Source organism: Streptomyces sp. NPDC014764, assembly GCF_043082785.1.
In the GTDB taxonomy this organism is placed as follows: Bacteria; Actinomycetota; Actinomycetes; order Streptomycetales; family Streptomycetaceae; genus Streptomyces; species Streptomyces althioticus.
Map to the genome: position 1 here is coordinate 125,886 of NZ_JBIBXY010000008.1, position 24,496 is coordinate 150,381.

Here is a 24,496-nt window from a genome sequence, read left to right on the forward strand (position 1 = left end):
GCAGGAGCGGCAAGGGTCCACCGCACACGGGGGTTGCGGGGAGACCGGCGCCGGAAGGTCCCACGGGGGGCCTTCCGGCGCCGGCGCGTGCGGTGAGGGAGACGCGTGGCCCGTCGTCGTCCACAGCCCCGGCGGCTGTCGGCGGGGCGACGTACCCTGGACACCCCCGGCCCGCGGCGCGCGTCGGGCCCGTCGTGTTGCACATCCCCGGAAGGGATTCCGCCCCGCATGAGCCTGCACGGTCTGCTCGACGCCGTCGTCAAGGACGCCGCCCTCGCGGAAGCGGTCACGGCCGCCGCCGACGGCAACCGCATGCACGTCGACCTCGTCGGCCCGCCCGCGGCCCGTCCCTTCGCGGTCGCCGCCCTGGCCCGTGACGCCGGCCGTCCCGTCCTCGCCGTGACGGCCACGGGCCGCGAGGCGGAGGACCTGGCGGCCGCCCTGCGCTCGCTGCTCCCGCCCCAGGGCGTCGTGGAGTACCCGTCCTGGGAGACGCTGCCGCACGAGCGGCTCAGCCCCCGCAGCGACACCGTCGGCCGCCGCCTCGCCGTGCTGCGGCGCCTGGCCCACCCCCGCCCCGACGACCCCGAGACCGGCCCCGTCTCCGTCGTCGTCGCCCCCGTGCGCTCCGTGCTCCAGCCGCAGGTCAAGGGCCTCGGCGACCTGGAGCCCGTCTCCCTGCGCACGGGACAGAGCGCCGACCTCAACAACGTCGTCGACGCCCTCGCCGCAGCCGCGTACGCGCGCGTGGAGCTGGTGGAGAAGCGCGGCGAGTTCGCGGTGCGCGGCGGCATCCTCGACGTCTTCCCGCCCACCGAGGAGCACCCCCTGCGGGTGGAGTTCTGGGGCGACGACATCGAGGAGATCCGCTACTTCAAGGTCGCCGACCAGCGGTCCCTGGAGGTCGCCGAGCACGGCCTGTGGGCGCCGCCCTGCCGCGAGCTGCTGCTCACCGACGAGGTGCGCGAGCGGGCGCGGGTCCTCGCCGAGGAGCATCCGGAGCTGGGCGAGCTGCTCGGGAAGATCGCCGAGGGCATCGCGGTGGAGGGCATGGAGTCCCTCGCGCCGGTCCTCGTCGACGACATGGAGCTGCTGCTGGACGTGCTGCCCAAGGGCGCCATGACCGTCGTCTGCGACCCGGAGCGGGTGCGCACGCGTGCGTCCGACCTGGTCGCCACCTCGCAGGAGTTCCTCCAGGCGTCCTGGGCGGCCACCGCCGGCGGGGGCGAGGCGCCCATCGACGTCGGCGCGGCCTCCCTGTGGTCCCTCGCCGACGTCCGGGACCGGGCCCGCGAGCTGGACATGCTGTGGTGGACGGTGTCGCCGTTCGCCGCCGACGAGGAGCTCGACGCCGACACGCTCAAGCTGGGCCTGCACGCCCCCGAGAGCTACCGCGGCGACACCGCGCGGGCGCTCGCCGACACCAAGGGCTGGCTCGCCGACGGCTGGCGCACGGCCTACGTCACCGAGGGCCACGGCCCGGCCGCCCGCACCGTCGAGGTGCTCGGCGGGGAGGGCATCGCCGCCCGCCTCGACAACGACCTGGGCGAGCTGACCCCGTCCGTCGTGCACGTGTCCTGCGGCTGCATCGACCACGGCTTCGTCGCCCCGGCGCTCAAGCTGGCCGTGCTCACCGAGACCGACCTGACCGGCCAGAAGGCGTCCGGCCGCGAGGGCGCCCGGATGCCCGCCCGGCGCCGCAAGACCATCGACCCGCTCACGCTGGAGGCGGGCGACTACATCGTCCACGAGCAGCACGGCGTCGGCCGGTACATCGAGATGGTGCAGCGCACCGTGCAGGGCGCCACCCGCGAGTACCTGGTCGTGGAGTACGCCCCCGCCAAGCGCGGCCAGCCCGGCGACCGCCTCTACATCCCCACCGACCAGCTCGAACAGATCACCAAGTACGTCGGCGGCGAGGCCCCCACCCTGCACCGGCTCGGCGGCGCCGACTGGACCAAGACCAAGGCGCGCGCCAAGAAGGCCGTCAAGGAGATCGCCGCCGACCTGATCAAGCTGTACAGCGCGCGGATGGCGGCGCCGGGCCACGCCTTCGGGCAGGACACCCCCTGGCAGCGCGAGCTGGAGGACGCCTTCCCGTACGCGGAGACGCCCGACCAGCTGACGACCATCGCCGAGGTGAAGGAGGACATGGAGAAGTCGATCCCCATGGACCGGCTGGTCTGCGGCGACGTCGGCTACGGCAAGACCGAGATCGCGGTGCGAGCCGCCTTCAAGGCCGTGCAGGACGGCAAGCAGGTCGCGGTGCTGGTGCCGACGACGCTGCTGGTGCAGCAGCACTTCGGGACGTTCAGCGAGCGGTACGCGCAGTTCCCGGTGAAGGTGCGTGCCCTGTCCCGCTTCCAGACCGACACCGAGGCGAAGGCGGTCCTGGAAGGGCTGAAGGACGGCTCGGTGGACATCGTCATCGGCACTCACCGGCTGTTCTCGTCCGAGACCAAGTTCAAGGACCTGGGCCTGGTCATCGTCGACGAGGAACAGCGGTTCGGAGTCGAGCACAAGGAACAGCTGAAGAAGCTCCGCGCCAACGTCGACGTGCTCACCATGTCCGCCACGCCGATCCCGCGGACCCTGGAGATGGCGGTCACCGGCATCCGGGAGATGTCGACGATCACCACCCCGCCGGAGGAGCGCCACCCGGTGCTCACCTTCGTCGGCCCCTACGACCAGCGGCAGATCGGCGCCGCCATCCGCCGTGAACTGCTGCGCGAGGGCCAGGTCTTCTACATCCACAACCGCGTCGAGTCCATCGACCGGGCGGCGGCCCGGCTCCGCGAGATCGTGCCGGAGGCGCGCATCGCGACCGCCCACGGCCAGATGTCGGAGCAGGCGCTGGAGCAGGTCGTCGTCGACTTCTGGGAGAAGAAGTTCGACGTGCTGGTGTCGACGACGATCGTCGAGTCCGGCATCGACATCTCCAACGCCAACACCCTGATCGTCGAGCGCGGCGACAACTTCGGCCTCTCCCAGCTGCACCAGCTGCGCGGCCGGGTCGGCCGCGGCCGCGAGCGGGGGTACGCGTACTTCCTGTACCCGCCGGAGAAGCCGCTGACGGAGACCGCGCACGAGCGTCTCGCGACCATCGCGCAGCACACCGAGATGGGCGCGGGCATGTACGTGGCGATGAAGGACCTGGAGATCCGCGGCGCGGGCAACCTGCTCGGCGGCGAGCAGTCCGGGCACATCGCGGGCGTCGGCTTCGACCTGTACGTCCGCATGGTCGGCGAGGCCGTCGCGGACTACCGGCGCCAGCTGGAGACCGGCGAGATCGAGGAGGAGCCGCCGCTCGAGGTGAAGATCGAGCTGCCGGTCGACGCGCACGTCCCGCACGACTACGCGCCCGGCGAGCGGCTGCGCCTCCAGGCGTACCGGGCGATCGCCTCCGCCAACAGCGAGGAGGACATCGCCGCCGTCCGCGAGGAGCTGGTCGACCGCTACGGCAAGCTGCCGGAGCCGGTGGAGAACCTGCTGCTGGTGGCGGGCCTGCGGATGCTCGCGCGGGCCTGCGCGGTCGGCGAGATCGTCCTGCAGGGCAACAACATCCGGTTCGCGCCGGTGGAGTTGCGCGAGTCGCAGGAGCTGCGGCTCAAGCGTCTCTATCCCGGCTCGGTGATCAAGCCGACGTCCCGGCAGGTGCTGGTGCCGCGGCCGAAGACCGCGAAGGTCGGCGGGAAGCCGCTGGTCGGGCGGGACCTGCTCGGCTGGGTGGGGGAGTTCCTCACCTCGGTGCTCGGGTCCTGACCCCGCTGTACCGAAAGCAGGGCCGTCCGCGGTGCGCGCGAGGCGCATCGCGGACGGCCCTGAGTTCTGCGTGAGGTCCTACGGCTGGTCGGGACGGTCGCGCTCCATGCCGAGCCGGCGCTCGGCCTGCTGCTGGCCGGAGTCGACCTGCTGCTCGTACTTGCCGCCGGTCCTCTCGTTCGCCTTCTTCTCCGCGGCGTCGGAGGCCTTGTGTGCCGCCTTGTGCGCCGCTTTGTTGCCCTTGAACTTGTCGAGGATGCCCATCCAGAGCTCCTTCCGAAGTGGCTCAAATCCGACCATACGCGCCGATCGTGTCGAACGCCCAAGTAGGCGGAGACAGGTCTGGACCACTCGCTCGTTACGGTGAGCTTCCGGATGGACCGCTCCCACCGGGGCAGGTTCGGAGCAGAACAGCAGAACGAGGGAGGGGCGCGGTGACGCGAGACCTGGGGTGGGGCAGCAGGATGCGGCGCGCGGGAGGAGCGGCGGCCGCCGTCGCGGTGGTCCTCCTCGCGGGATGCGAGTCCATACCCGACGTGGACGTCCCCGCGTCCGGCGGCAGCGGGGCCCCGGCCCCCGACGGACGCGCGGCGAGCCCGCTGGACAACCCGGACGGCACCCGCCCCGGCCTCGCCCCCGTCCGTGACGCACAGGAGCGGGCCGAAGCCGCCGCCCTCATCGACAAGGTCGCCACCAAGGGCCGCGGCCCCAAGACCGGCTACGACCGCGACGAATACGGATACGCGTGGATGGACACCGCCGACGGTGTGCCCCTCGCCCGGAACGGCTGCGACACGCGCAACGACATCCTCCAGCGGGACGGTCAGGAGCTGCGCTTCCGCTCCGGCTCCGACTGCGTCGTCGTGTCCCTGACCCTGGCCGACCCCTACACCGGCAAGACCATCGAGTGGCGCAAGCAGAAGGCCGCCGAGGTGCAGATCGACCACGTCGTGCCGCTCTCCTACAGCTGGCAGATGGGCGCCTCCCGCTGGTCCGAGGCCAAGCGCCGCCAGCTGGCCAACGACCCGCTCAACCTCCTCCCCGTCGACGGAAGCGCCAACTCCGCCAAGAGCGACTCCGGCCCGGCGTCCTGGCTCCCGCCCAGCAAGGGCATCCGCTGCGCCTACGCCGTCCGCTTCGCCCAGGTCGCCGTGAAGTACGAGATGCCCGTGACGAAGGCGGACAAGGAGACCATGCGGGAGCAGTGCGGGGTCTGATCCCGAGGATGCGTGGACGCGCGTCCACGCCTGGGGCGCCTTCGACCGGGACGGCGGCGTCGGGGAACGGCCCGGCCCGCACGGCGTTGGTCGTCGAACTCCTCGACCACGACGCCGGCCTGACCCACGCCCGACGGCTGCCGCCCCGGCGGACACCGACGGCGCAGGCCGGCTCCCGCGCCTCGCACCGGACGAACAGCGGTGCCACGGCGAGCGGTTACACGCCCTGGAGGCGTTCGAGGGGGCGCTCAGGGCGGCCGGACGCCTCGGCGAGCAGCTCGTGCGCGGGACGTACGCCGGGCTCACGGACGGGACGGTCGCCCCGGAGCGGCGTCCGCCCCTGCTCCGGTACGGCAACGGTTCGGTACATCACGGGACCGGTTGTCGCCGTGGACCTATACGCTCGGACTCTCCACCGGAGTCCACACATCGGCTACACCCGTCCAGGAGCAGCATGTACGGCCACGGCGCGCCGCCGCCCCCACCCAGCTCGGGTTCGGTCATCACGCAGCGCGTGCTGTACGCGGCCTCCGGGGTGTTGTGCTGCGGGATGCTGTCCGCCGTGCCGCTGTTCCGCATCGCGGTGCTGCGCGGGCGGGTCTTCGACTGGATAGCGGCATGGGCGAGCATCCCGCTCTCCGTCACCGCCATGGTCGTGATGGGCTCCTTCGAGGAGACCGACTGGCGCACCGACGTGGCCCTCGCCTTCCTCCTCCTGCTCGGCGCGTGCTCCAGCGCGTACTACCTGATCGTCGACATCCGCCTGCCCCGGCAGCGCGGCCCGTACGGCGGCCCGGTGCCGCCCTCGCCGCACGCCACCACGGTCCACGCCCCCGGCGGCCCCGCCCCCTACGGCTATCCGCAGCCGGCCTCGCCGTACGGGCCCACCGCCCTGTCGCAGCCGCAGCCTCCGCACACCCCGTACCCCGGCCCCGTGCCGCCCTCCACCGCCCCCGTGCCCCCGCCGCAGGCGCAGCCGCCGCAGGGGCCCGCGCCCGCCCGGATCGACCAGGTGCGCGCCGAGCTCGACGAGCTCAGCGACTACCTGCGCCGGCAGGACGGACAGCAGCGGCCGCAGGGTGACCACGAGGGCGGACGGTGAGCGCGGCGGCGGGACGGGTCGTCGCCGGCCGGTACGAACTGTCCACGCTCATCGGCCAGGGCGGCATGGGACAGGTCTGGACGGCCTACGACAAGCGGCTGGACCGGCGCGTGGCGGTGAAGCTGCTGCGCCCCGACAAGGTGGCCGGGCACGAGGCCGACGAGCTGCGCCGCCGCTTCGTGCGCGAGTGCCGGGTGACCGCTCAGGTCGACCACCCCGGCCTGGTCACCGTGCACGACGCGGGCAGCGAGGGCGAGGAGCTCTTCCTCGTCATGCAGTTCGTCGACGGCGCCGACCTCGGCGACCACCTCGCCGAGCACGACCCGTACCCGTGGCAGTGGGCGGTCGCGGTCGCCGCGCAGCTGTGCGCGGTGCTCAGCGCCGTGCACGCGGTGCCGATCGTCCACCGCGACCTCAAGCCCCGGAACGTGATGGTGAAGCAGGACGGCACGGTCACCGTCCTCGACCTCGGCGTGGCCTCCGTGATGGACGCCGACACCACCCGCCTGACCCACACCGGCACCCCCATCGGCTCGCCCGCCTACATGGCGCCCGAGCAGGCGATGGGCGGCGCCGTCGGCCCGTACACCGACCTGTACGCGCTCGGCGTGCTGATGCACGAACTGCTCAGCGGGGACGTGCCGTTCTCCGGCTCCACGGCGCTCGGCGTGCTGCACCGGCACCTGTACGAGCCGCCCGTGCCGGTGCGGCGGCTGCGCCCCGAGGTGCCGGAGGCGCTGGAGGCCCTGGTGCTGCGGCTCCTCGCCAAGGACCCGCAGCACCGCCCGGACTCCGCGCAGGAGGTGTACGAACACCTGGCGCTGCTGCTGCCTTCACGGGGCACGCCCACCGGCGCCCCGCTGGACCCCACCCGTCCTTTCCTGCGCCCGCACGCCCCCTGGCCGGACCGGGCACGGACCCCGGCACCGCAGCCCGCTCCCGCCGCGCCGCCCGCGCCGACGGCGGAGAAGGCCGACGTGGCCGCCGCCGTGGACGAGGTGAAGCGGCTGCTCGGCGAGGGCCGCATCACCCAGGCCGTCGACATCCTCGGCTCGATCCTCCCGGTCGCCGCCGAACAGCACGGCGAGCACTCGCCGGTGGTGCGCACCCTGCGCAAGCAGTACGCGGCCACGCTCCTCGACGACGGCCAGTACCGGCGCGCCCTGCCCGAGCTGCGGCGCCTCGCCGACGAGCGCGCCGCCGAGGCGGGCCAGGCCGACCCGCAGTCGCTGCGCCACCGCTACGAGGCAGCCCAGTGCCTGGAGCAGCTCGGCGACCCGGCGGCGGCCCTCGCCGAGTACCGGGCGCTGCTGCCGTACTACGAGAACCGGTACGTGGCCGCCGGGGACCCCCAGCAGGCCCACGACGTGCGGCGCCGCATCGGGCATCTGCTGCTCGCCCTCGGCGACCGGCCCGCCGCGCACGACACGCTGGTGCGGCTGCTGCACGACGTGGAGCGCGTCCAGGGGCCCGGGCACCCGCTCGCGGCGGACGTCCGGCGCACCCTCCAGTGGCTGGGGCAGATGCGCGGGTGACCGCGGCCGGACCCGCGCGGGGGAGACGGCGGGCGCGGCGGTGCCGGAAGTCGCCGTGAATCGTTGGTCGAATGGGTTGGCCAGAGCTTGGCCGATGCCTACCATCGATCACCGCAAGACTTTGTGCACCGCCGCACAAGCTCTCCTCAGGAGGTTTCCTTGCACCGCCGTCGTCGCACCGCGTTCCTCCTCACCGCCGCGATCGCCGCGGCCCCTCTGCTCACCGCCTGCGGCAACGACGCGCACCCCGGTGCGGCGGCCGTGGTCGGCGGGGAGCGGATCACCGTGTCGCAGCTGGAGAACCGCGTCGACGAGGTGCGCGCCGCCCAGCGGGAGGCCGTCCCGGACGAGGCGCAGTACCAGCAGGCCATCGCCCGCACCGGCGGTCTGACCCGCGACACCCTGCACAGCATGGTGCTGGACCGGGTGCTGGAGCGTGCCGCGCGCGACGCCGGGGTGACCGTCTCCGACCGCGAGGTGCAGCGCACCCGGGCCGAGTTCGAGGAGCAGGCCGGCGGCGCGAAGGCGCTGGAGGCCGCCTGGCTCCAGCAGTACGGCGTGCCGCCGCAGCGCCTCGACGAGAACCTCCGCCTCCAGGTGACGGCGCAGAAGCTCGCCCAGAAGCTCGGCACCGACACCAGCCGCCCCGAGTTCTGGAAGGCGCTGTCCGACGCGAGCAAGGAACTCGACGTCGACCTCAACCCGCGCTACGGCGAGTGGGACGCGGAGAAGAGCAGCCGGGTCGACGCGAAGACGCCGTGGGTGAAGGACGTCACCGCCGTGGACGGGCCGCCGCTGGGGCTGTGACGTGGGCTAGTTTCGAAGGGTGAACGCAACCAGCCCCGCTTCCGGCCGTGTCGTCCTGCTCACCACCAGCCACCGGGTCGCGCCAGGACTGCTGTCCTGGCCCGCCTGGCAGGCGCTGCGCACGGCCGACCGGGTGCTGTGCGCGGACGGCGCCCACCCGCAGCTTCCGTACCTGCGGGAGGCGGGGATAGCCGTCGAGGAGGGCGCGCCCACCGCCGAGGAGGTCGTCGACGCCTGCGCCGGCGGCCGCACGGTGGTCGTCGTCGCGACCGGCGAGGGCGAGCCCGCGCTCACCGACGGACTGGCGCGGATGGCAGGCAGCGGCCGGGTCTCCATGCCCGAGCTGGAACTCCTCCCCGCCTCCTACGACCTGCCGGGCGCCCGCCTGCTCGACCTGGTGCAGGTCATGGACCGTATCCGCGCCGAGTGCCCCTGGTCCTCCCAGCAGACCCACGAAGGGCTCGCCAAGTACGGCATCGAGGAGGCGTACGAGCTCGTCGAGGCCATCGAGGACGGCGACCGGGACGAGCTGCGCGAGGAACTGGGGGACGTGCTGCTCCAGGTCGTCTTCCACGCGCGCATCGCCGAGGAGCACGCGGAGGAGCCGTTCTCGATCGACGACGTCGCGGGCGGGATCGTCGCCAAGCTCGTCCACCGGCATCCGCACGTCTTCGGGGAGGAGACGGCGCGGACGCCGGAGGAGGTCAAGGCGCACTGGATGCGGACGAAGGCGGAGGAGAAGCGGAGGGAGTCCGTCACGGACGGGGTGCCGACGGGGCAGCCGGCGCTGGCCCTCGCCACCAAGCTGGCGTCGCGGGTGCGGTCGGCGGGGCTGTCCGTTCCTCTTCCCTCCGGGGATGGGGTCGGGTACGAGCTGCTCGCACTGGCCGCGCGGGCGGAGGCGGAGGGCGTGGACGCGGAGGCTGCCCTGCGGGCTGCGGCGCGTGTGTACCGGGACGCGATCCGCGCCACCGAACAAGACGCACGCGCCTGACCTCCCCACCTCGAGGGCTCCGCCCCCGAACCCCCGTCCGCGCAGTTCCCCGCGCCCCTATAGGTGCACCGAACCCTCAGCGCCCCGATAGGGGCGCGGGGAACTGCGCGCTCAACCCCCACGCACCCGCACAGGATGTATGGCGCGAGCCACCCCCCAGGGCGCGGGGAACTGCGCGCCCTGCCCCCACGCACCCGCACGGGCCCGGCGGCGCGAGCCACCCCCTCTTGATGGGGCGCGGGGAACTGCGCGCCCTGCCCCCACGCACCCGCACGGGCCCGGCGGCGCGAGCCACCCCCCTCCTGAAGGGGCGCGGGGAACTGCGCACTCAGCCCTCACCCACCCGCACAGGCCCCCGCCCCGCAACCCCCGCCCGTTAGGGTCGCCCCATGCGTGACCAGTCACCCCCCTCACCCCCCGACCTCTTCACCTGGGAGTTCGCAGCCAACCCCTACCCCGCCTACGCCTGGCTCCGCGAACACGCCCCCGTGCACAAGACCAAGCTCCCCAGCGGCGTGGACGCCTGGCTGGTCACCCGTTACGCCGACGCCCGTCAGACCCTCGCCGACAACCGCCTGTCGAAGAACCCCGCGCACCACGACGAGCCCGCGCACGCGAAGGGGAAGACCGGGATCCCGGGCGAGCGGCAGGCCGACCTCATGACGCACCTGCTGAACATCGACCCCCCGGACCACACCCGCCTGCGCCGCCTGGTCAGCAAGGCCTTCACCCCCCGCCGCGTCGCCGAGTTCGCTCCCCGCGTGCAGGAGCTCACGGACGACCTCATCGACCGTTTCACGCGCGGCGGCGACACCGCCGACCTCATCCACGACTTCGCCTTCCCCCTTCCCATCTACGCCATCTGCGACCTGCTCGGCGTCCCGCGCGAGGACCAGGACGACTTCCGGGACTGGGCGGGCATGATGATCCGTCACGGTGGCGGCCCCCGCGGCGGAGTGGCACGGTCGGTGAAGAAGATGCGCGGCTACCTCGCCGAGCTGATCCACCGCAAGCGTCAGGCGCTGCCCGCCGAGCCCGTCCCCGGCGAGGACCTCATCTCGGGTCTGATCCGCGCCTCCGACCACGGCGAGCACCTCACGGAGAACGAGGCCGCCGCGATGGCGTTCATCCTCCTCTTCGCCGGCTTCGAGACGACGGTCAACCTCATCGGCAACGGCACCTACGCCCTCCTCACCCACCCCGAGCAGCGGGAGCGTCTGCAGCGGGCGCTGGCCGAGGGGGACCACGGGCTGCTGGAGACCGGCGTGGAGGAACTGCTGCGCCACGACGGCCCGGTGGAGATGGCGACCTGGCGGTTCGCCACGGAGCCGGTCGTCATCGGCGGGCAGCGGATCGAGACCGGCGACCCGGTGCTCGTCGTGCTGGCCGCGGCCGACCGGGACCCGGAGCGGTTCGCCGACCCGGACACCCTGGACCTGGGCCGGCGCGACAACCAGCACCTGGGGTACGGGCACGGCATCCACTACTGCCTGGGCGCCCCGCTCGCGCGCCTGGAGGGACAGACCGCGCTCGCCACGCTTCTGACGCGCCTTCCGGACCTCCGGCTCGCCGCCGATCCGGCCGAACTGCGCTGGCGCGGCGGCCTCATCATGCGGGGACTCCGCACGCTTCCGGTGGAATTCTCCCCTCCGCGTTCAGGGCAGACCTGACCTTCCTGTCCGTGCCCGGGGGCCGGTGTGCGGAAACCTGAGGCATGCTCAACTCTGTGATCTTCATGTGATCTGCACGGCATGAACTTGTGACAAGTGATCGACTGCCTATACGTTCACCCATCAAGTACGGCGCGCGGCACGGTTCTGCTCGCCCGTACCGGTCTTTGTTGCCGAGTGAAAGGCTTCCGCATGCTCTCCGGGAACGGCCGACACCGTCGCCCCCGCCAGGCTCCGGCTCTGCTCGTCGCCGCCGGGGTGACCGGATCCGCGATCGCGATCCCGCTCCTCGGGGCGGGCGCCGCCAGTGCGGCGGACGGTGAGACCTGGGACCGGGTCGCGGAGTGCGAGAGCGGCGGCTCCTGGAGCCAGAACACCGGTAACGGCTACTACGGCGGCCTGCAGTTGACCCAGGAGGACTGGGAGAACCACGGCGGCCTGGAGTTCGCGCCCAGCGCCGACGCGGCCAGCCGCAACCAGCAGATCACCGTGGCCGAGAGAATCCTCGCCGACCAGGGTGTCGGCAAGTGGCGCGCCTGCGGCCTGCTCACGGGGCTGAACCAGGACACCGCGTCCCCGGACGTCGACCCGGGCGTGCCGACCGGCACGGACGACGACGACACCCGGACCGGCGGGACGACCACCCCGTCCGGTACGCCGGAAACAGGTGATACTTCCTCTTCCGCCTCCTCGTCGGACCGGTCGGGTTCATCCGATTCATCCCGTGAGACGAAGAGTGACGCGAACCCTGGAGCCTCCCCGTCCGCCTCCGCCACCCCCGAAGGTGACGAGTCGGACAAGTCCGGGCAGAGCGCCGGTTCTTCGACCGCCGCCGAGTCCGAGAGCAACGGCTCGGGCCGCCATCGCGGCCCCAGCGCGCAGGAGGGCGGGACCGCCGGCGCCGGGACCCCGTCGTCCGGCCGGCACGCCTCACCTCCCACGGGCACGCCCGCGGGTATCGCCGACGACCGCTACACCGTCCAGGACGGCGACAGTCTGACTTCCATCGCCGACTCCCTTGCCCTGACCGGCGGATGGACGGCGCTCTACGTCGAGAACCAGCGGGTCATCGGCGACGACCCGAACCTCATCCTGCCCGGTCAGCGACTTCTGGTGGACGGTGGGACCGCCGAATAGCGGCCGGAGAGGGGCGGTCGAAGGCGCCCGGGAGCGGCGGCAGTTGACGGAGCGATAAGGGCTGAATGTCCGTAATAAGGACTGTGAGAGATAGGTCTCAGAGGCCCTGATCATCTTTGATATTCCGCCGATCGCGTGCTTACGGTCGTGACCGCTCGCCATCGCGGGCCCCGGCTGCCGCCACGCCGAATCCTGCCAGTGGCAGCACGGGAACAGTCGTCGCGTCATGCGCCGTAGGCAGGAGCGGGGGACCCAGGTAAGTGCCGCGACCGGACGGTTGACGTCCGGTACGGCTCGGGGTGAAGCCGCGTCCCGGGAGGGACGTGGCCGGGCAACTCAACCGGCCCGAACCCGACAGCTCACCTCGTAGGCGTCGGTGAGGGGATCCATCCATGCTGTTTTCCGGCAAGGGCAAGCACCGTCGTCCGTCCAAGGCCACTCGCGCCATCGCCATCGCCGGTGTCGCCGGCGCCGCCGTCGCCGGCCCGCTGATGGCGTCCGGCACCGCCTCCGCGGCCACCGCGTCCGAGTGGGACGCCGTCGCCCAGTGCGAGTCCGGCGGCAACTGGTCCATCAACACCGGCAACGGCTACTACGGCGGTCTGCAGTTCTCCGCCTCCACCTGGGCCGGCTACGGCGGCACCCAGTACGCCGCCACCGCCGACCAGGCCACCAAGGCCCAGCAGATCGAGATCGCCGAGAAGGTCCTCGCGGGCCAGGGCAAGGGCGCCTGGCCGGTCTGCGGCACCGGCCTGTCCAACGCCTCCTACGACGGCGGCTCCGCCGAGGGCTCCTCGCAGGAGTCCGGCTCCGCCGAGTCGCGTGAGAGCGAGCAGAAGGCCTCCCGCTCCGCCGAGCGCCCGGCCGCGCCGAAGGCCGAGAAGAAGGCCGAGAAGAAGACCGTCACCACCCCGACCGGCAAGAAGGTCGAGAAGGGTGACGGCGAGTACAAGGTCGTCAAGGGCGACACCCTCAGCTCCATCGCCGCCGAGCACGACGTCAAGGGCGGCTGGGCCAAGCTGTTCGAGCTGAACGACGACATCGTCGACGACGCCGACCTCATCTACCCGGGCCAGCAGCTGCACCTGAAGTAAGGGCAGACCGCCAGGTCCCTCCCCGTTCCCACGGGCTCCCCGCCCCGGTGCGTTTCTTCCCCCGTACGCACCGGGGCGGGGTCATGTCCGGACGCATTACGGTCACGGTTTGCCCAACGGGCTTTGTTCCGCTCGGAAACAATTTACTCTCGGTTCTGTCCATGAGGCGGGCGGCGAGATGGCCGATCGCCCGGAGCCGGTTAGGCTCGGACCCGCAGGGCCCCCGCGGCCCCGCTCACCCGCGTCACATCCCAAGAAGGAGATGCTCGTGCCGTCCATCGACGTCGTCGTAGCCCGGGAAATCCTGGACTCCCGAGGCAATCCCACGGTCGAGGTCGAGGTCGGCCTCGACGACGGCAGCACGGGTCGTGCCGCCGTCCCGTCCGGCGCCTCCACCGGCGCCTTCGAGGCCGTCGAACTCCGTGACGGCGACGCCGGCCGTTACCTGGGCAAGGGCGTCGAGAAGGCCGTGCTGGCCGTCATCGAGCAGATCGGCCCGGAGCTCGTCGGCTACGACGCCACCGAGCAGCGCCTGATCGACCAGGCGATGTTCGACCTGGACGCCACCGACAACAAGGGCTCGCTCGGCGCCAACGCCATCCTCGGCGTCTCGCTCGCCGTCGCGCACGCCGCCTCCGAGGCCAGCGACCTGCCGCTGTTCCGCTACCTGGGCGGCCCGAACGCGCACCTGCTGCCGGTGCCGATGATGAACATCCTGAACGGCGGCTCGCACGCCGACTCCAACGTGGACATCCAGGAGTTCATGATCGCCCCGATCGGCGCGGAGTCCTTCTCCGAGGCGCTGCGCTGGGGCGCCGAGGTCTACCACACCCTCAAGAAGGTGCTGAAGGGCAAGGGCCTGGCCACCGGCCTCGGCGACGAGGGCGGCTTCGCCCCGAACCTCGGCTCCAACCGCGAGGCCCTCGACCTCATCCTCGAGGCGATCGAGGAAGCCGGCTACACCCCCGGCGAGCAGATCGCCCTGGCCCTCGACGTGGCCGCCTCCGAGTTCTACAAGGACGGCGTCTACACCTTCGAGGGCAAGGAGCGCACGGCCGCCGAGATGACCGAGTACTACGCGGAGCTCGTCGACGCGTACCCGCTCGTGTCCATCGAGGACCCGCTGTTCGAGGACGACTGGGAGGGCTGGAAGATCATCACCGACAAGCTCGGTGACAAGGTCCAGCTCGTCGGTGACGACCTGTTCGTCACCAACCCCGAGCGCCTGGCCCGCGGCATCGAGGAGGGTGCCGCCAACGCCCTGCTGGTGAAGGTGAACCAGATCGGTTCGCTGACCGAGACCCTGGACGCCGTCGAGCTGGCCCAGCGCAACGGCTTCAAGTGCATGATGTCCCACCGCTCCGGCGAGACCGAGGACGTCACCATCGCCGACCTGGCCGTCGCCACCAACTGCGGCCAGATCAAGACCGGTGCCCCGGCCCGCTCCGAGCGCGTCGCCAAGTACAACCAGCTGCTGCGCATCGAGGAGATCCTCGACGACGCCGCGGTGTACGCCGGCCGCAGCGCGTTCCCCCGGTTCCGCTCCGCGAACCAGTAGGCACTGCAGGGGCTGACCTCGGCCCCGCAGGAAGCGTCGTACGTACGTCCCCGTACCCGGTCCCGTACCGTGTGCGGGGACGTACGCGTGTATGAGACCGAACGAGAGGCGGGAACATGGCGGTGAAGGACCGGGACCGTTTCTCCACCGCGACCAGGATCCGGCTGATCGGCGAGCAGACCGCGGCCCGGGTCTACCGCTCGCAGACCAAGCGGCAGGCCCGCCGCTCGCGGCTGACCGGCCGCGCGGCCCTGCTCGCCCTGGTCCTCTGCTCCCTGGTCGTGGCCCTCGCCTACCCGATGCGGCAGTACGTCTCCCAGCGCGCTGAGATCGCCGACCTCCAGAAGGAGCAGGACGAGACCCGCCGCCGGGTCGAACGGCTGCGTGACCTGAAGGCCCGCTGGCAGGACGACGCGTACGCCGAGCAGGAGATCCGCAGGCGCCTGCACTACGTCATGCCGGGGGAGACCGGCTACATCGTCGTCGACCCGGCCGGCGCCGAGACCACGCGCGGCGACCTCCGGGCCGCCGACCGCCCCTGGTACGCCAACGTCTGGGACGGCGTCGACAAGGCCGACGCCGCCGCCCAGTGACCCGACGGAACACCGCAGAAAGACACGTATGGACACCCCTCCGCCCACGACCCCGCGTACCGAGCCCACCGACGCGGACGTCGAGGCCTTCAAGCAGCAGCTCGGCCGGCCCCCGCGCGGGCTCCGCGCCATCGCGCACCGCTGTCCCTGCGGGCAGCCGGACGTCGTGGAGACCGCGCCGCGGCTGCCCGACGGCACGCCCTTCCCGACGCTGTACTACCTGACGTGCCCGCGGGCGAACTCCGCGATCGGCACGCTCGAGGCGAACGGCGTCATGAAGGAGATGACCGAGCGGCTGGCCGCCGACCCCGAGCTGGCGGCCGCCTACCGCGCGGCGCACGAGGACTACATCCGGCGCCGCGACGAGATCGAGGAGCTGAAGAACTTCCCCAGCGCCGGCGGCATGCCGGACCGGGTGAAGTGCCTGCACGTCCTCGTCGCGCACTCGCTGGCCGCCGGACCGGGCGTCAATCCGCTCGGCGACGAGGCGCTGGCGATGCTGCCGGAGTGGTGGGCCAAGGGCCCCTGCGTGACGCCCGCGGCCGAGGAGGGCGCCCAGTGACCCGGGTCGCCGCGATCGACTGCGGTACGAACTCCATCCGCCTGCTGGTCGCCGACGCCGACCCGGAGACGGGCGAACTCACCGACCTGGACCGGCGGATGACGATCGTGCGGCTCGGCCAGGGCGTCGACCGCACCGGCCGGCTGGCGCCGGAGGCGCTGGAGCGCACCTTCGCCGCCTGCCGCGAGTACGCGGAGATCATCGAGAAGCACGGCGCCTCGGAGCATCTGCGCTTCGTCGCCACCTCGGCCTCCCGCGACGCCGAGAACCGTGACGACTTCGTGCGCGGCGTGGTGGACATCCTGGGCGTGGAGCCCGAGGTGATCACCGGCGACCAGGAGGCTGAGTTCTCCTTCACCGGTGCCACCAGGGAGCTGACCGGCCGCGACGACCTGCAGCGTCCGTTCCTGGTGGTGGACATCGGCGGCGGCTCCACCGAGTTCGTCGTCGGCGACGACCGTGTGCGCGCCGCCCGCTCCGTGGATGTCGGCTGCGTCCGGATGACCGAGCGCCACCTGGTGCAGGACGGGGCCGTGACGGACCCGCCCGCCGGGGAACAGATCGCGGCGATGCGCGCCGACATCGAGGCCGCCCTGGACCGGGCGGAGGAGGCGGTGCCGCTGCGCGAGGCGCGGACGCTGGTGGGCCTGGCGGGGTCCGTCACCACCGTGTCGGCGATCGCCCAGGACCTGCCCGAGTACGACTCGGCGGCCATCCACCACTCCCGCGTCTCCCGGGACCGGGTCCGGGAGATCACCGAGTGGCTGCTGCGCTCCACCCACGCCGAGCGGGCCGCCGTGCCGTCCATGCATCCGGGCCGGGTCGACGTGATCGGCGCGGGCGCCCTGGTGCTGCTGGCGATCATGGAGCGCACGGGCGCCGAGGAGGTCGTGGTCTCCGAGCACGACATCCTCGACGGGATCGCCTGGTCCGTGGCCTAGGTCTCTTTTGTTACCGGCCGGTAGCACTCCGCTGAGCAGCCGGGATAGCGTTTGAGCGGCGCCTCCCGGGGGGCCTCGGGGCTCCCCGGGGCGGGCCTGGCGGGAAAGTTCGTGAAGTTCTTCACAAGGAATTGGCCCCGGGAGGGCGAAGAAGTGGGTCCGATTGACCCGTTCGGGCGCTCAACACCCCTTTGAACACGTTCAGAAGAGGGCTGCGGAGGGTCCGTGCACCCCGCTCGCGCCGACCCCCCGGTCCACCTCACGGACCGTCTTCGGCCGCAGAGAGGCAGCTCACGCGGCATTGACAACGCGTCAAGCGGGCACCCGGTTCCCGATCCGGACTGTGATCTGGATCAAGAAGCGCGGGATGGTAGCACAGGCCCTGCCGGAGCTTGTGAAGGGGCGCACGAGGTACCCCCCTCGAGCGGGTGGATACTCGATGGCATGAGCACCACGGAGCGTCCCAGGATCCTCGTAGTAGGCGGTGGGTACGTAGGCCTGTACGCAGCTCGGCGCATCCAGAAGAAGATGCGTTACGGCGAGGCGACCGTCACCGTCGTCGACCCGCGGTCGTACATGACCTACCAGCCCTTCCTCCCCGAAGCCGCCGCCGGCAGCATCTCCCCGCGGCACGTCGTCGTCCCGTTGCGGCGCGTGCTTCCCAAGGCGGAGGTCCTCACCGGCCGGGTCACCACCATCGACCAGGACCGCAAGGTCGCCACGATCGCCCCGCTCGTGGGCGAGGCGTACGAGCTGCCCTTCGACTACCTGGTGATCGCGCTCGGCGCGGTCTCCCGCACCTTCCCGATCCCCGGCCTCGCCGAGCAGGGCATCGGCATGAAGGGCGTCGAGGAGGCCATCGGCCTGCGCAACCACGTCCTCGAGCAGCTCGACAAGGCCGACTCCACCACGGACGAGGAGATCCGCCGCAAGGCGCTCACCTTCGTCTTCGTGGGCGGCGGCTTCGCCGGCGCGGAGACCATCGGCGAGGTCGAGGACATGGCCCGGGACGCGGCCAAGTACTACAAGACGGTGTCCCGCGAGGACATGCGGTTCATCCTCGTCGACGCCGCCGACAAGATCCTCCCCGAGGTCGGCCCCAAGCTCGGCAAGTACGGCAAGGAGCACCTCGAGAGCCGCGGCGTCGAGGTCTACCTGTCCACCTCCATGGACTCCTGTGTCGACGGCCACGTGGTGCTGAAGAACGGCCTCGAGGTCGACTCCAACACCATCGTGTGGACCGCGGGCGTCAAGCCCAACCCGGCGCTGGCCCGCTTCGGCCTGCCGCTCGGCCCGCGCGGCCACGTCGACACCGCGCCGACCCTCCAGGTCCAGGGCACCGACTACATCTGGGCCGCGGGCGACAACGCCCAGGTCCCGGACCTCGTCGGCCGCAAGGCAGGCAACGAGAACGCCTGGTGCCCGCCGAACGCCCAGCACGCGCTGCGCCAGGCCAAGGTCCTCGGCGACAACGTGATCTCCGGCATGCGGGGCTTCCCGCAGAAGGAGTACAGCCACGCCAACAAGGGCGCGGTCGCGGGCCTCGGCCTGCACAAGGGCGTCGCGATGATCGTGATGGGCAAGTTCAAGATCAAGCTCAAGGGTCGGCTCGCCTGGTACATGCACCGTGGCTACCACGGTCTGGCCATGCCGACCTGGAACCGCAAGATCAGGATCTTCGCCGACTGGACCCTCGGCATGTTCCTCAAGCGCGAGGTCGTGTCCCTGGGCGCGATCGAGTCCCCGCGCGAGGAGTTCTACGAGGCCGCCAAGCCGGCCCCGGCGCCCGCCGCCAAGCAGGAGCCGAAGAAGACCGAGGCAAAGGCCTCCTGACCCGGGGTCGCCCCCAGGTCACCCGTAGGCCACCCCGAAGGGGCCGCCCGCCATCCGTGGTGCGGGCGGCCCCTTCGGCATGTGCCCGCAGTGACTCCCCGCGGGTTGCGTTTCCGTGTTTTGCCCGAAGATGACGCGCGCCGGGGACTGCCACGGCCGCGCACAGGTGTTTACGTGGTGACGACATTCCGGGATCCGGTCACGGAGGTGTACACCATGGCAGACGCCGCCTCGCGGCTGAAAGGCATCCTCGAGCAGTTGCTCGGCGCACCCCTTCCGGTGCGCATTCGCACCTGGGACGGCTCGGAGGCCGGCCCTCCGGAGGCCCCCGTCCTGGTCGTGCGCAACCGGCGAGCCCTGCGCCGCCTGCTGTTCAAGCCCGGCGAACTGGGCCTGGCGCGCGCCTGGGTGGCCGGCGACCTGACGATCGAGGGCGACCTCTACACCGCGCTTGGCCTGCTCGCCGGGAGCATCTGGGAGCGCGACGAGGACGCCCGTACCCTCGCCCAGTCCCTGCGCGACCCGGCGTTCCGCTCGGCGGTGCGCCGGCTGTTCGCCATGGCCGGCCCGCCGCTGCCGCCCGCCCCGCCCCGCGAGGAGGTCCGCAGGCCCCGCCGCGGACTGCACACCAAACGCAGCGACAAGCGCGCCATCAGCCACCACTACGACGTCGGCAACGAGTTCTACGAGATCGTCCTCGGCCCGTCCATGGTGTACTCCTGCGCCTACTGGCCCGCCCCGCCCCCTGAGGGCACCCTGGAACAGGCCCAGCACGACAAGCTGGACCTGGTCGCCCGCAAGCTCGCCCTGCGGCCCGGGCAGCGGCTGCTGGACGTCGGCTGCGGCTGGGGCTCCATGGCGATCCACGCGGCCCGCGAGTACGGGGTGAGCGTCGTCGGCATCACCCTCTCCCAGGAGCAGGCCGCCTACGCCCGCAAGCGGATCGCCGAGGAGGGGCTCACCGACCGCATCGAGATCCGCGTCCAGGACTACCGGGACGTCGCGGACGGCCCCTACGACGCGATCTCCTCCATCGGCATGGCCGAGCACGTCGGCTCCGAGCGCTACCTGGAGTACGCGACCGTCCTGCACCGGCTGCTGAAGCCGGGCGGCCGGCTGCTCAACCACCAGATCGCCCGCCGCCCGCAGCGCGACGAGGAGTCGTACCAGGTGGACGACTTCATCGACGCCTACGTCTTCCCCGACGGCGAGCTGGCCCCGCTCGGCACCACCGTCACCCTGCTGGAGCGCGCCGGGTTCGAGGTGCGCGACGTGGAGTCGATCCGCGAGCACTACGCCCTCACCCTGCGCCGCTGGGTGGCGAACCTGGAGGCCGAGTGGTCACGCGCGGCCGGGCTCGCCGGACCTGCGCGCGCCCGCGTCTGGCAGCTCTACATGGCCGCCTCCGCGCTCGCCTTCGAGCGCAACCGCATCGGCGTCAACCAGGTCGTCGCCGTGCGCACACCCGAGGCCGGTGCCTCCGGGCTGCCGCTGCGGGCCCGGGTGTGGGGCGCTCCCGGCCCGGCCTGATCCGCACCACCACGACGCGAAGGGCCGGGCTCCCCGTACGGGAGGCCCGGCCCTTCGGTGTGCCGCGTCGCGACGCGGTCACTCCGCCTTGATCGCGCTCAGCATGTTCAGCCGGGCGGCGTTGCGGGCCGGCCACAGGGCTGCCAGGACGCCCACCAGACCGGCCAGCACCACGAAGATCCCGATCCGGTCCCAGGGCAGGACCAGCGCGTACCCCGGGATCTCGTCGGCGACGGTCCTGCCGATCGCCCAGCCGAGGAACGTGCCGAGACCGATGCCGACCACCGCGCCGAACACCGAGATGACGACGGCCTCCAGCCGGACCATCCGCTTCACCCGGCGCCGGTCCAGACCGATCGCGCGCAGCATGCCGATCTCCTGCTGCCGTTCGAAGACGGACATCGCGAGGGTGTTGACGACGCCCAGCACCGCGATGATCAGCGCCATCGCCAGCAGCCCGTACATGACGTTCAGCAGGGTGTTGATGGCGCCGCCGAACTCGTCGCGGATGTCCTGCTGGTCCATGACGGTGATCGCCGGGTTGTCGCCCAGCGCGTCGACGAGGACCTGCTCGTTCGCCGCGGTCTGACCGCCGTCGATCTTCACGAAGATCTGCCGGATGTACGGTTTCGCCTCGTGCCCGTCCACCACGGCGGTGTCGACGAGGACGGGGGAGAGGAACTCGCTGTCCTTGTAGACGGCGCCGACCGTCAGCGTCACCTTCTTCTCGTCGGCGAAGGCGAAGGGGATGCGGTCGCCGGGCTTCCAGCCCTTGCTCCTCGCCGTGGTCTCGGCGACCGCGATCTGCCCCTCGGCGAGCGTGCCGGCGTCGCCACTGACCACGTCGACGTTCAGTACCCGCTCGATGTCGCCCGGGGTGATCCCGGAGGCGGAGACGTAGTCGTCACCGGCCTGGAGGTAGACGTCCTGCTGCGGGGAGACCGCCGAGACGCCCTCGGCCTTCTCCAGCGCGGTCAGCGCGGACCGGTCGAGGTCGCCCCCGTTGGCCATCGAGACCATGTAGTCGGCCTTGATGTTGTCCGTGGTCATCTTGTCGATGGCGGTGCCGACCGTGACGCCGAGCACCGACAGGCCGGTCACCAGCGTCAGCCCGATCGCCAGCGCCGAGGCGGTGGCGCCGGTGCGGCGCGGGTTGCGGACCGCGTTCTGGCCGGCCAGCTTGCCGGCCACGCCGAAGGGCCCGACGAGCAGCGGACGGACGAGTGCGATCACGGGCCGGGACAGCAGCGGGATCAGGATGATCACGCCGATCAGAGCGAGGAACGCCCCCGCGCCGATGTACATCCGGCCGTCGTCGCCGCCGGTCGAGGCACCTGCCACGATCGCCGCCGCGCCGAGGGCGGTGACGGCCCCGCCGATGGAGTTGCGCAGCACCAGCGACTTGGTGGTGGCCACCGCGTGGACGCTGTTCATCGCCGCCACCGGCGGGATCTTCGCGGCCCTGCGGCCGGGCAGCCAGGCGGCGAACACCGTGATCAGCACGCCCACCGCGAACGCCGAGATCACCGGAGTGGCGGACAGGACCAGCGGGCCGTCGGGCATCTTCATGTCGAACGCCGCCATGCCGGAGCGCAGCCCGAGGGCCAGACCGACGCCGAGGACGAAGCCGACGGTCGAGGCCACCAGACCCACCACCGCGGCCTCGGCGAGCACCGAACGGGTGATCTGCCTACGGGACGCGCCGACGGCGCGCATCAGGGCGACCTCCTTGGTGCGCTGGGCGACCAGCATCGTGAACGTGTTGGAGATCAGGAAGACGCCCACGAAGAGCGCGATGCCCGCGAAGCCGAGCAGGACCTGCTTGAGGTTGCTCATGCCCTGTTCGATCTGGTCGGCCTGCTCGTCCGCGAGCGCCTTGCCGGTCTGCGCCTCCGCCCTGTCCGGCAGCAGCGGCTCGACCGCGGCGAGGATCCCGGCATCGTCCGCACCGGCGGCCGCGACGACGGTGGCGTCCTCGAAGTAGCCCCGCTTCAGGTACTGCTCCTGGGCGACGGCGGTGTCGAAGAGGACGAGGCTGCCGCCGGCGTTGACGGCGCCGTCCTCGGTGGTGAACACACCGCTGAGGGTGTACTCCTTCACCGGGCCGTTGGTGGCGACGCGCACCCGGTCGCCCACCTCGTACTCGCCCTTGGCCGCGGTCTCCTCGTCCAGCGCGATCTGGTTGTCCTTCACCGGGCCGGAGCCGTCGGTGAACGTGTACGCGGGGTCCTTGCCGTTCTCGCCGGGCGCGAAGTTCGAGCCCTTGTTGGACCATCCGACGCCGATCAGCTTCCCGTCGGGGTCGGCGACCCCGGCGAAGCCCTCGACGCGGCCGTACACCCCGGCGACGCCGTCCACGGCGGAGATCCGGTCGAGGTCCTCGCCGGACAGGCCGGGCGCCTCCTCGGGGTTGTCCGGGTCGGCGTACGAGGTGACGGCGACGGCGACGTCGTCGTAGCTCTTCGCCGACTGGTTGCGGAAGGCGTTGGAGAGGGTGTCCGCGAAGACCAGGGTGCCCGACACGAACGCCACGCCCAGCATCACGGCGAGCACGGTCATCAACAGCCTGGCCTTGTGCGCGAAGACGTTGCGCAAGGCGGTACGGAACATGGGTCTTCTCTGTCCAGACGGTACGGGGGAGGGGCGAGCGGGCGGCGGGGGCGGGATCAGCTGGTGCGGCCCTTGGCGTCGAAACGCTTCATCCGGTCGAGCACCGAGTCGGCCGTCGGTCCTCGCAGCCCGTCGACGATGCGGCCGTCGGCGAGGAAGACCACCCGGTCCGCGTAGGCGGCGGCGACCGGGTCGTGGGTCACCATGACCACGGTCTGGCCCAGTTCGCGCACGGAGTTGCGCAGGAAGCCGAGCACCTCGGCGCCGGAGCGCGAGTCGAGGTTGCCGGTCGGCTCGTCGCCGAAGACGATGTCGGGCCGGGACGCCAGCGCCCGCGCCACCGCGACCCGCTGCTGCTGGCCGCCGGAGAGCTGGGCGGGCCGGTGGCTCAGCCGGTCGGACAGGCCGACCATGCGGATCACGGTGTCCAGCCACTCCTTGTCGGGCTTGCGGCCCGCGATGTCCATGGGAAGCGTGATGTTCTCCAGGGCGTTGATCGTCGGCAGCAGGTTGAACGCCTGGAAGATGAAGCCGATCTTGTCCCGGCGCAGCCGTGTGAGCTGCTTGTCCTTCAGCGCGCCCAGCTCGGTGTCGCCGATGCGCACGGAGCCGGAGGAGAAGGTGTCGAGCCCGGCGACGCAGTGCATCAGCGTGGACTTGCCGGAGCCCGAGGGCCCCATGATCGCGGTGAACTCGGCCTGCCGGAAGTCGACGGAGACCCGGTCCAGCGCGACCACCCGGGTCTCGCCCTGGCCGTAGATCTTCGACAGCTCCGTGGCGCGTGCGGCCACGGCGGTGGTCCGGTCGGCGAGGGGGGCGGTGGTCACGGATGAGCTCCTGTCGGACGGCGTCTTTCGGGGACGTGACCATCCTTCCGTGGCTTCGCCGCCGTGTAGTCAGTCGCAGCTCCGGTTCCCGGGGGCGACTCGGGAGGGAGCGCCGGACGCCGGGTCATACCTGGGGATGACGGGGGACCCCTACCCGGGTCGTCCCCGGAACGGGTGGGGCGCCCCGTCCCGGACGGTGAAATTCCGTCATTCCGCGTGCAGAGGGCCTCGTCGCACGCAACGCTGGTGGCGCGTGCTGACGGTGCGTTCCGGTGTCTGATGCTCCCTCAGGCGCCAATAAAATAAGACAAGATCGGTCCATCCCGCCGCAGGCGGGGGGAGGGTCACCGATAGGCTCGGAACCGCGTAGCGGAGCCCACGGCCTGCCCGGATGGTGGAATGCAGACACGGCGAGCTTAAACCTCGCTGCCCCTGAGCGGGCGTGCCGGTTCAAGTCCGGCTCCGGGCACCACCACGGCCGCGCGGCCCTGCCTCTGAGGGGACGGCCGCTGTCCGCAGTCGCTCGTTCGCAGCGCCGGCACACCGACGTGGCACCCCCGCCGGCCCCTCCCCGATCGCGACGAGGATCACCCGCTCCCGCGCGGTGAGCGTGCCGATCCCGGCGTGCTCCTCCGCCGAGGGCGGCACCGGCGGGTGAACCCCGGTCGGGCCGACTCGCTCCGACGAGGGCCGCGCCGGTGGAACCGGTTCCACCTGTGCGGTG

General features: G+C 71.9%; 19 protein-coding genes, 1 tRNA gene and 1 riboswitch. Of the genes, 16 read left to right on the plus strand and 4 right to left on the minus strand.

All coding sequences use genetic code 11. The features are described 5' to 3' along the window. Nucleotides 1-228 precede the first annotated feature (228 nt). Nucleotides 229-3,762 carry a transcription-repair coupling factor gene (mfd, locus tag ACF1AG_RS21530; RefSeq protein ID WP_391810214.1) on the plus strand — a complete coding sequence of 1,178 codons (3,534 nt, stop codon included), beginning with the start codon at nt 229-231 and terminating at the stop codon, nt 3,760-3,762. Between the two features lie 78 nt (nt 3,763-3,840). On the opposite strand, the gene ACF1AG_RS21535 is transcribed toward mfd, so the two are convergent. Next, entirely contained in the window at nt 3,841-4,026 is a 186-nt protein-coding gene (locus ACF1AG_RS21535; RefSeq protein ID WP_359601097.1) for an antitoxin, read from the minus strand. Between the two features lie 200 nt (nt 4,027-4,226). Between ACF1AG_RS21535 and ACF1AG_RS21540 the strand changes: the two genes are divergently transcribed. Next, nucleotides 4,227-4,979 (plus strand): HNH endonuclease family protein, encoded by a 753-nt coding sequence (locus ACF1AG_RS21540; RefSeq protein ID WP_033278134.1) that lies wholly within the window; start codon nt 4,227-4,229, stop codon nt 4,977-4,979. Between the two features lie 217 nt (nt 4,980-5,196). On the opposite strand, the gene ACF1AG_RS21545 is transcribed toward ACF1AG_RS21540, so the two are convergent. Continuing rightward, a complete protein-coding gene (locus ACF1AG_RS21545; RefSeq protein WP_359601098.1) occupies nt 5,197-5,349 on the minus strand; it encodes a hypothetical protein in 153 nt (50 codons plus the stop codon). Between the two features lie 84 nt (nt 5,350-5,433). Here ACF1AG_RS21545 and ACF1AG_RS21550 point away from each other — a divergent pair, with 84 nt between their 5' ends. The 13 genes from ACF1AG_RS21550 to ACF1AG_RS21610 all read left to right on the plus strand — a co-directional run bounded on the left by ACF1AG_RS21550 (nt 5,434) and on the right by ACF1AG_RS21610 (nt 20,335). Then, nucleotides 5,434-6,081 (plus strand): hypothetical protein, encoded by a 648-nt coding sequence (locus tag ACF1AG_RS21550; protein WP_359601099.1) that lies wholly within the window; start codon nt 5,434-5,436, stop codon nt 6,079-6,081. A gap of 38 nt (nt 6,082-6,119) precedes the next feature. Beyond that, a complete protein-coding gene (locus ACF1AG_RS21555) occupies nt 6,120-7,616 on the plus strand; it encodes a protein kinase (RefSeq protein ID WP_359601131.1) in 1,497 nt (498 codons plus the stop codon). Nucleotides 7,617-7,775: 159 nt separating this feature from the next. Continuing rightward, the gene (locus tag ACF1AG_RS21560) at nt 7,776-8,423 is read left to right on the plus strand and encodes a SurA N-terminal domain-containing protein (protein ID WP_359601100.1); all 648 of its coding nucleotides are present in this window, start codon (nt 7,776-7,778) and stop codon (nt 8,421-8,423) included. 19 nt (nt 8,424-8,442) lie between these two features. Beyond that, a complete protein-coding gene (locus ACF1AG_RS21565) occupies nt 8,443-9,417 on the plus strand; it encodes a nucleoside triphosphate pyrophosphohydrolase (RefSeq protein ID WP_359601101.1) in 975 nt (324 codons plus the stop codon). 389 nt (nt 9,418-9,806) lie between these two features. Then, nucleotides 9,807-11,087 carry a cytochrome P450 gene (locus ACF1AG_RS21570; protein WP_359601102.1) on the plus strand — a complete coding sequence of 427 codons (1,281 nt, stop codon included), beginning with the start codon at nt 9,807-9,809 and terminating at the stop codon, nt 11,085-11,087. A gap of 192 nt (nt 11,088-11,279) precedes the next feature. Further along, nucleotides 11,280-12,224: a transglycosylase family protein gene (locus ACF1AG_RS21575; RefSeq protein WP_391810215.1), complete on the plus strand. Its 945-nt coding sequence runs from the start codon at nt 11,280-11,282 to the stop codon at nt 12,222-12,224. A gap of 219 nt (nt 12,225-12,443) precedes the next feature. After that, nucleotides 12,444-12,612, plus strand: a riboswitch (cyclic di-AMP (ydaO/yuaA leader). Nucleotides 12,613-12,616: 4 nt separating this feature from the next. Next, nucleotides 12,617-13,318 carry a transglycosylase family protein gene (locus ACF1AG_RS21580; RefSeq protein ID WP_387797642.1) on the plus strand — a complete coding sequence of 234 codons (702 nt, stop codon included), beginning with the start codon at nt 12,617-12,619 and terminating at the stop codon, nt 13,316-13,318. Between the two features lie 268 nt (nt 13,319-13,586). Beyond that, nucleotides 13,587-14,876, plus strand: coding sequence for a phosphopyruvate hydratase (eno, locus tag ACF1AG_RS21585; RefSeq protein ID WP_359601105.1), 1,290 nt, complete (start codon nt 13,587-13,589; stop codon nt 14,874-14,876). A gap of 116 nt (nt 14,877-14,992) precedes the next feature. After that, a complete protein-coding gene (locus ACF1AG_RS21590) occupies nt 14,993-15,469 on the plus strand; it encodes a septum formation initiator family protein (RefSeq protein ID WP_019522653.1) in 477 nt (158 codons plus the stop codon). 28 nt (nt 15,470-15,497) lie between these two features. Beyond that, nucleotides 15,498-16,031 (plus strand): DUF501 domain-containing protein, encoded by a 534-nt coding sequence (locus ACF1AG_RS21595; protein WP_359601106.1) that lies wholly within the window; start codon nt 15,498-15,500, stop codon nt 16,029-16,031. Then, complete coding sequence (locus ACF1AG_RS21600) at nt 16,028-16,972, plus strand: Ppx/GppA phosphatase family protein (RefSeq protein WP_359601107.1); 945 nt, start codon at nt 16,028-16,030, stop codon at nt 16,970-16,972. Before ACF1AG_RS21595 ends, ACF1AG_RS21600 begins: the two co-directional genes overlap by 4 nt. 444 nt (nt 16,973-17,416) lie before the next feature. Continuing rightward, nucleotides 17,417-18,805, plus strand: a complete 1,389-nt coding sequence (locus ACF1AG_RS21605; RefSeq protein WP_359601108.1) for an NAD(P)/FAD-dependent oxidoreductase — start codon at nt 17,417-17,419, stop codon at nt 18,803-18,805. Nucleotides 18,806-19,021: 216 nt separating this feature from the next. Next, nucleotides 19,022-20,335, plus strand: a complete 1,314-nt coding sequence (locus ACF1AG_RS21610) for a cyclopropane-fatty-acyl-phospholipid synthase family protein (RefSeq protein ID WP_359601109.1) — start codon at nt 19,022-19,024, stop codon at nt 20,333-20,335. A gap of 78 nt (nt 20,336-20,413) precedes the next feature. Here the strand turns inward: ACF1AG_RS21610 and ACF1AG_RS21615 are convergent, their stop codons facing one another. Together ACF1AG_RS21615 and ACF1AG_RS21620 are read right to left on the minus strand one after the other, a co-directional pair. Beyond that, on the minus strand, nt 20,414-22,945 hold the full coding sequence (locus ACF1AG_RS21615; RefSeq protein ID WP_387797645.1) for an ABC transporter permease: 2,532 nt from the start codon (nt 22,943-22,945) through the stop codon (nt 20,414-20,416). Nucleotides 22,946-23,001: 56 nt separating this feature from the next. Continuing rightward, complete coding sequence (locus ACF1AG_RS21620; protein WP_391810216.1) at nt 23,002-23,772, minus strand: ABC transporter ATP-binding protein; 771 nt, start codon at nt 23,770-23,772, stop codon at nt 23,002-23,004. A gap of 385 nt (nt 23,773-24,157) precedes the next feature. On the opposite strand from ACF1AG_RS21620, the gene ACF1AG_RS21625 reads away from it, so the two are divergent. Then, nucleotides 24,158-24,244: transfer RNA gene (locus tag ACF1AG_RS21625), tRNA-Leu, on the plus strand. Nucleotides 24,245-24,496 lie beyond the last annotated feature (252 nt).

Excerpts from the sequence above, each read along its gene's own strand:
- ACF1AG_RS21575 (WP_391810215.1), top strand. The coding sequence starts at position 11,280 with ATGCTCTCCGGGAACGGCCGACACCGTCGCCCCCGCCAGGCTCCGGCT.
- mfd (WP_391810214.1), top strand. The coding sequence starts at position 229 with ATGAGCCTGCACGGTCTGCTCGACGCCGTCGTCAAGGACGCCGCCCTC.
- ACF1AG_RS21615 (WP_387797645.1), bottom strand. The coding sequence starts at position 22,945 with ATGTTCCGTACCGCCTTGCGCAACGTCTTCGCGCACAAGGCCAGGCTG.
- ACF1AG_RS21580 (WP_387797642.1), top strand. The coding sequence starts at position 12,617 with ATGCTGTTTTCCGGCAAGGGCAAGCACCGTCGTCCGTCCAAGGCCACT.
- ACF1AG_RS21570 (WP_359601102.1), top strand. The coding sequence starts at position 9,807 with ATGCGTGACCAGTCACCCCCCTCACCCCCCGACCTCTTCACCTGGGAG.
- ACF1AG_RS21550 (WP_359601099.1), top strand. The coding sequence starts at position 5,434 with ATGTACGGCCACGGCGCGCCGCCGCCCCCACCCAGCTCGGGTTCGGTC.
- ACF1AG_RS21595 (WP_359601106.1), top strand. The coding sequence starts at position 15,498 with ATGGACACCCCTCCGCCCACGACCCCGCGTACCGAGCCCACCGACGCG.
- ACF1AG_RS21545 (WP_359601098.1), bottom strand. The coding sequence starts at position 5,349 with ATGTACCGAACCGTTGCCGTACCGGAGCAGGGGCGGACGCCGCTCCGG.
- ACF1AG_RS21540 (WP_033278134.1), top strand. The coding sequence starts at position 4,227 with ATGCGGCGCGCGGGAGGAGCGGCGGCCGCCGTCGCGGTGGTCCTCCTC.
- ACF1AG_RS21590 (WP_019522653.1), top strand. The coding sequence starts at position 14,993 with ATGGCGGTGAAGGACCGGGACCGTTTCTCCACCGCGACCAGGATCCGG.
- ACF1AG_RS21605 (WP_359601108.1), top strand. The coding sequence starts at position 17,417 with ATGAGCACCACGGAGCGTCCCAGGATCCTCGTAGTAGGCGGTGGGTAC.
- ACF1AG_RS21610 (WP_359601109.1), top strand. The coding sequence starts at position 19,022 with ATGGCAGACGCCGCCTCGCGGCTGAAAGGCATCCTCGAGCAGTTGCTC.
- ACF1AG_RS21535 (WP_359601097.1), bottom strand. The coding sequence starts at position 4,026 with ATGGGCATCCTCGACAAGTTCAAGGGCAACAAAGCGGCGCACAAGGCG.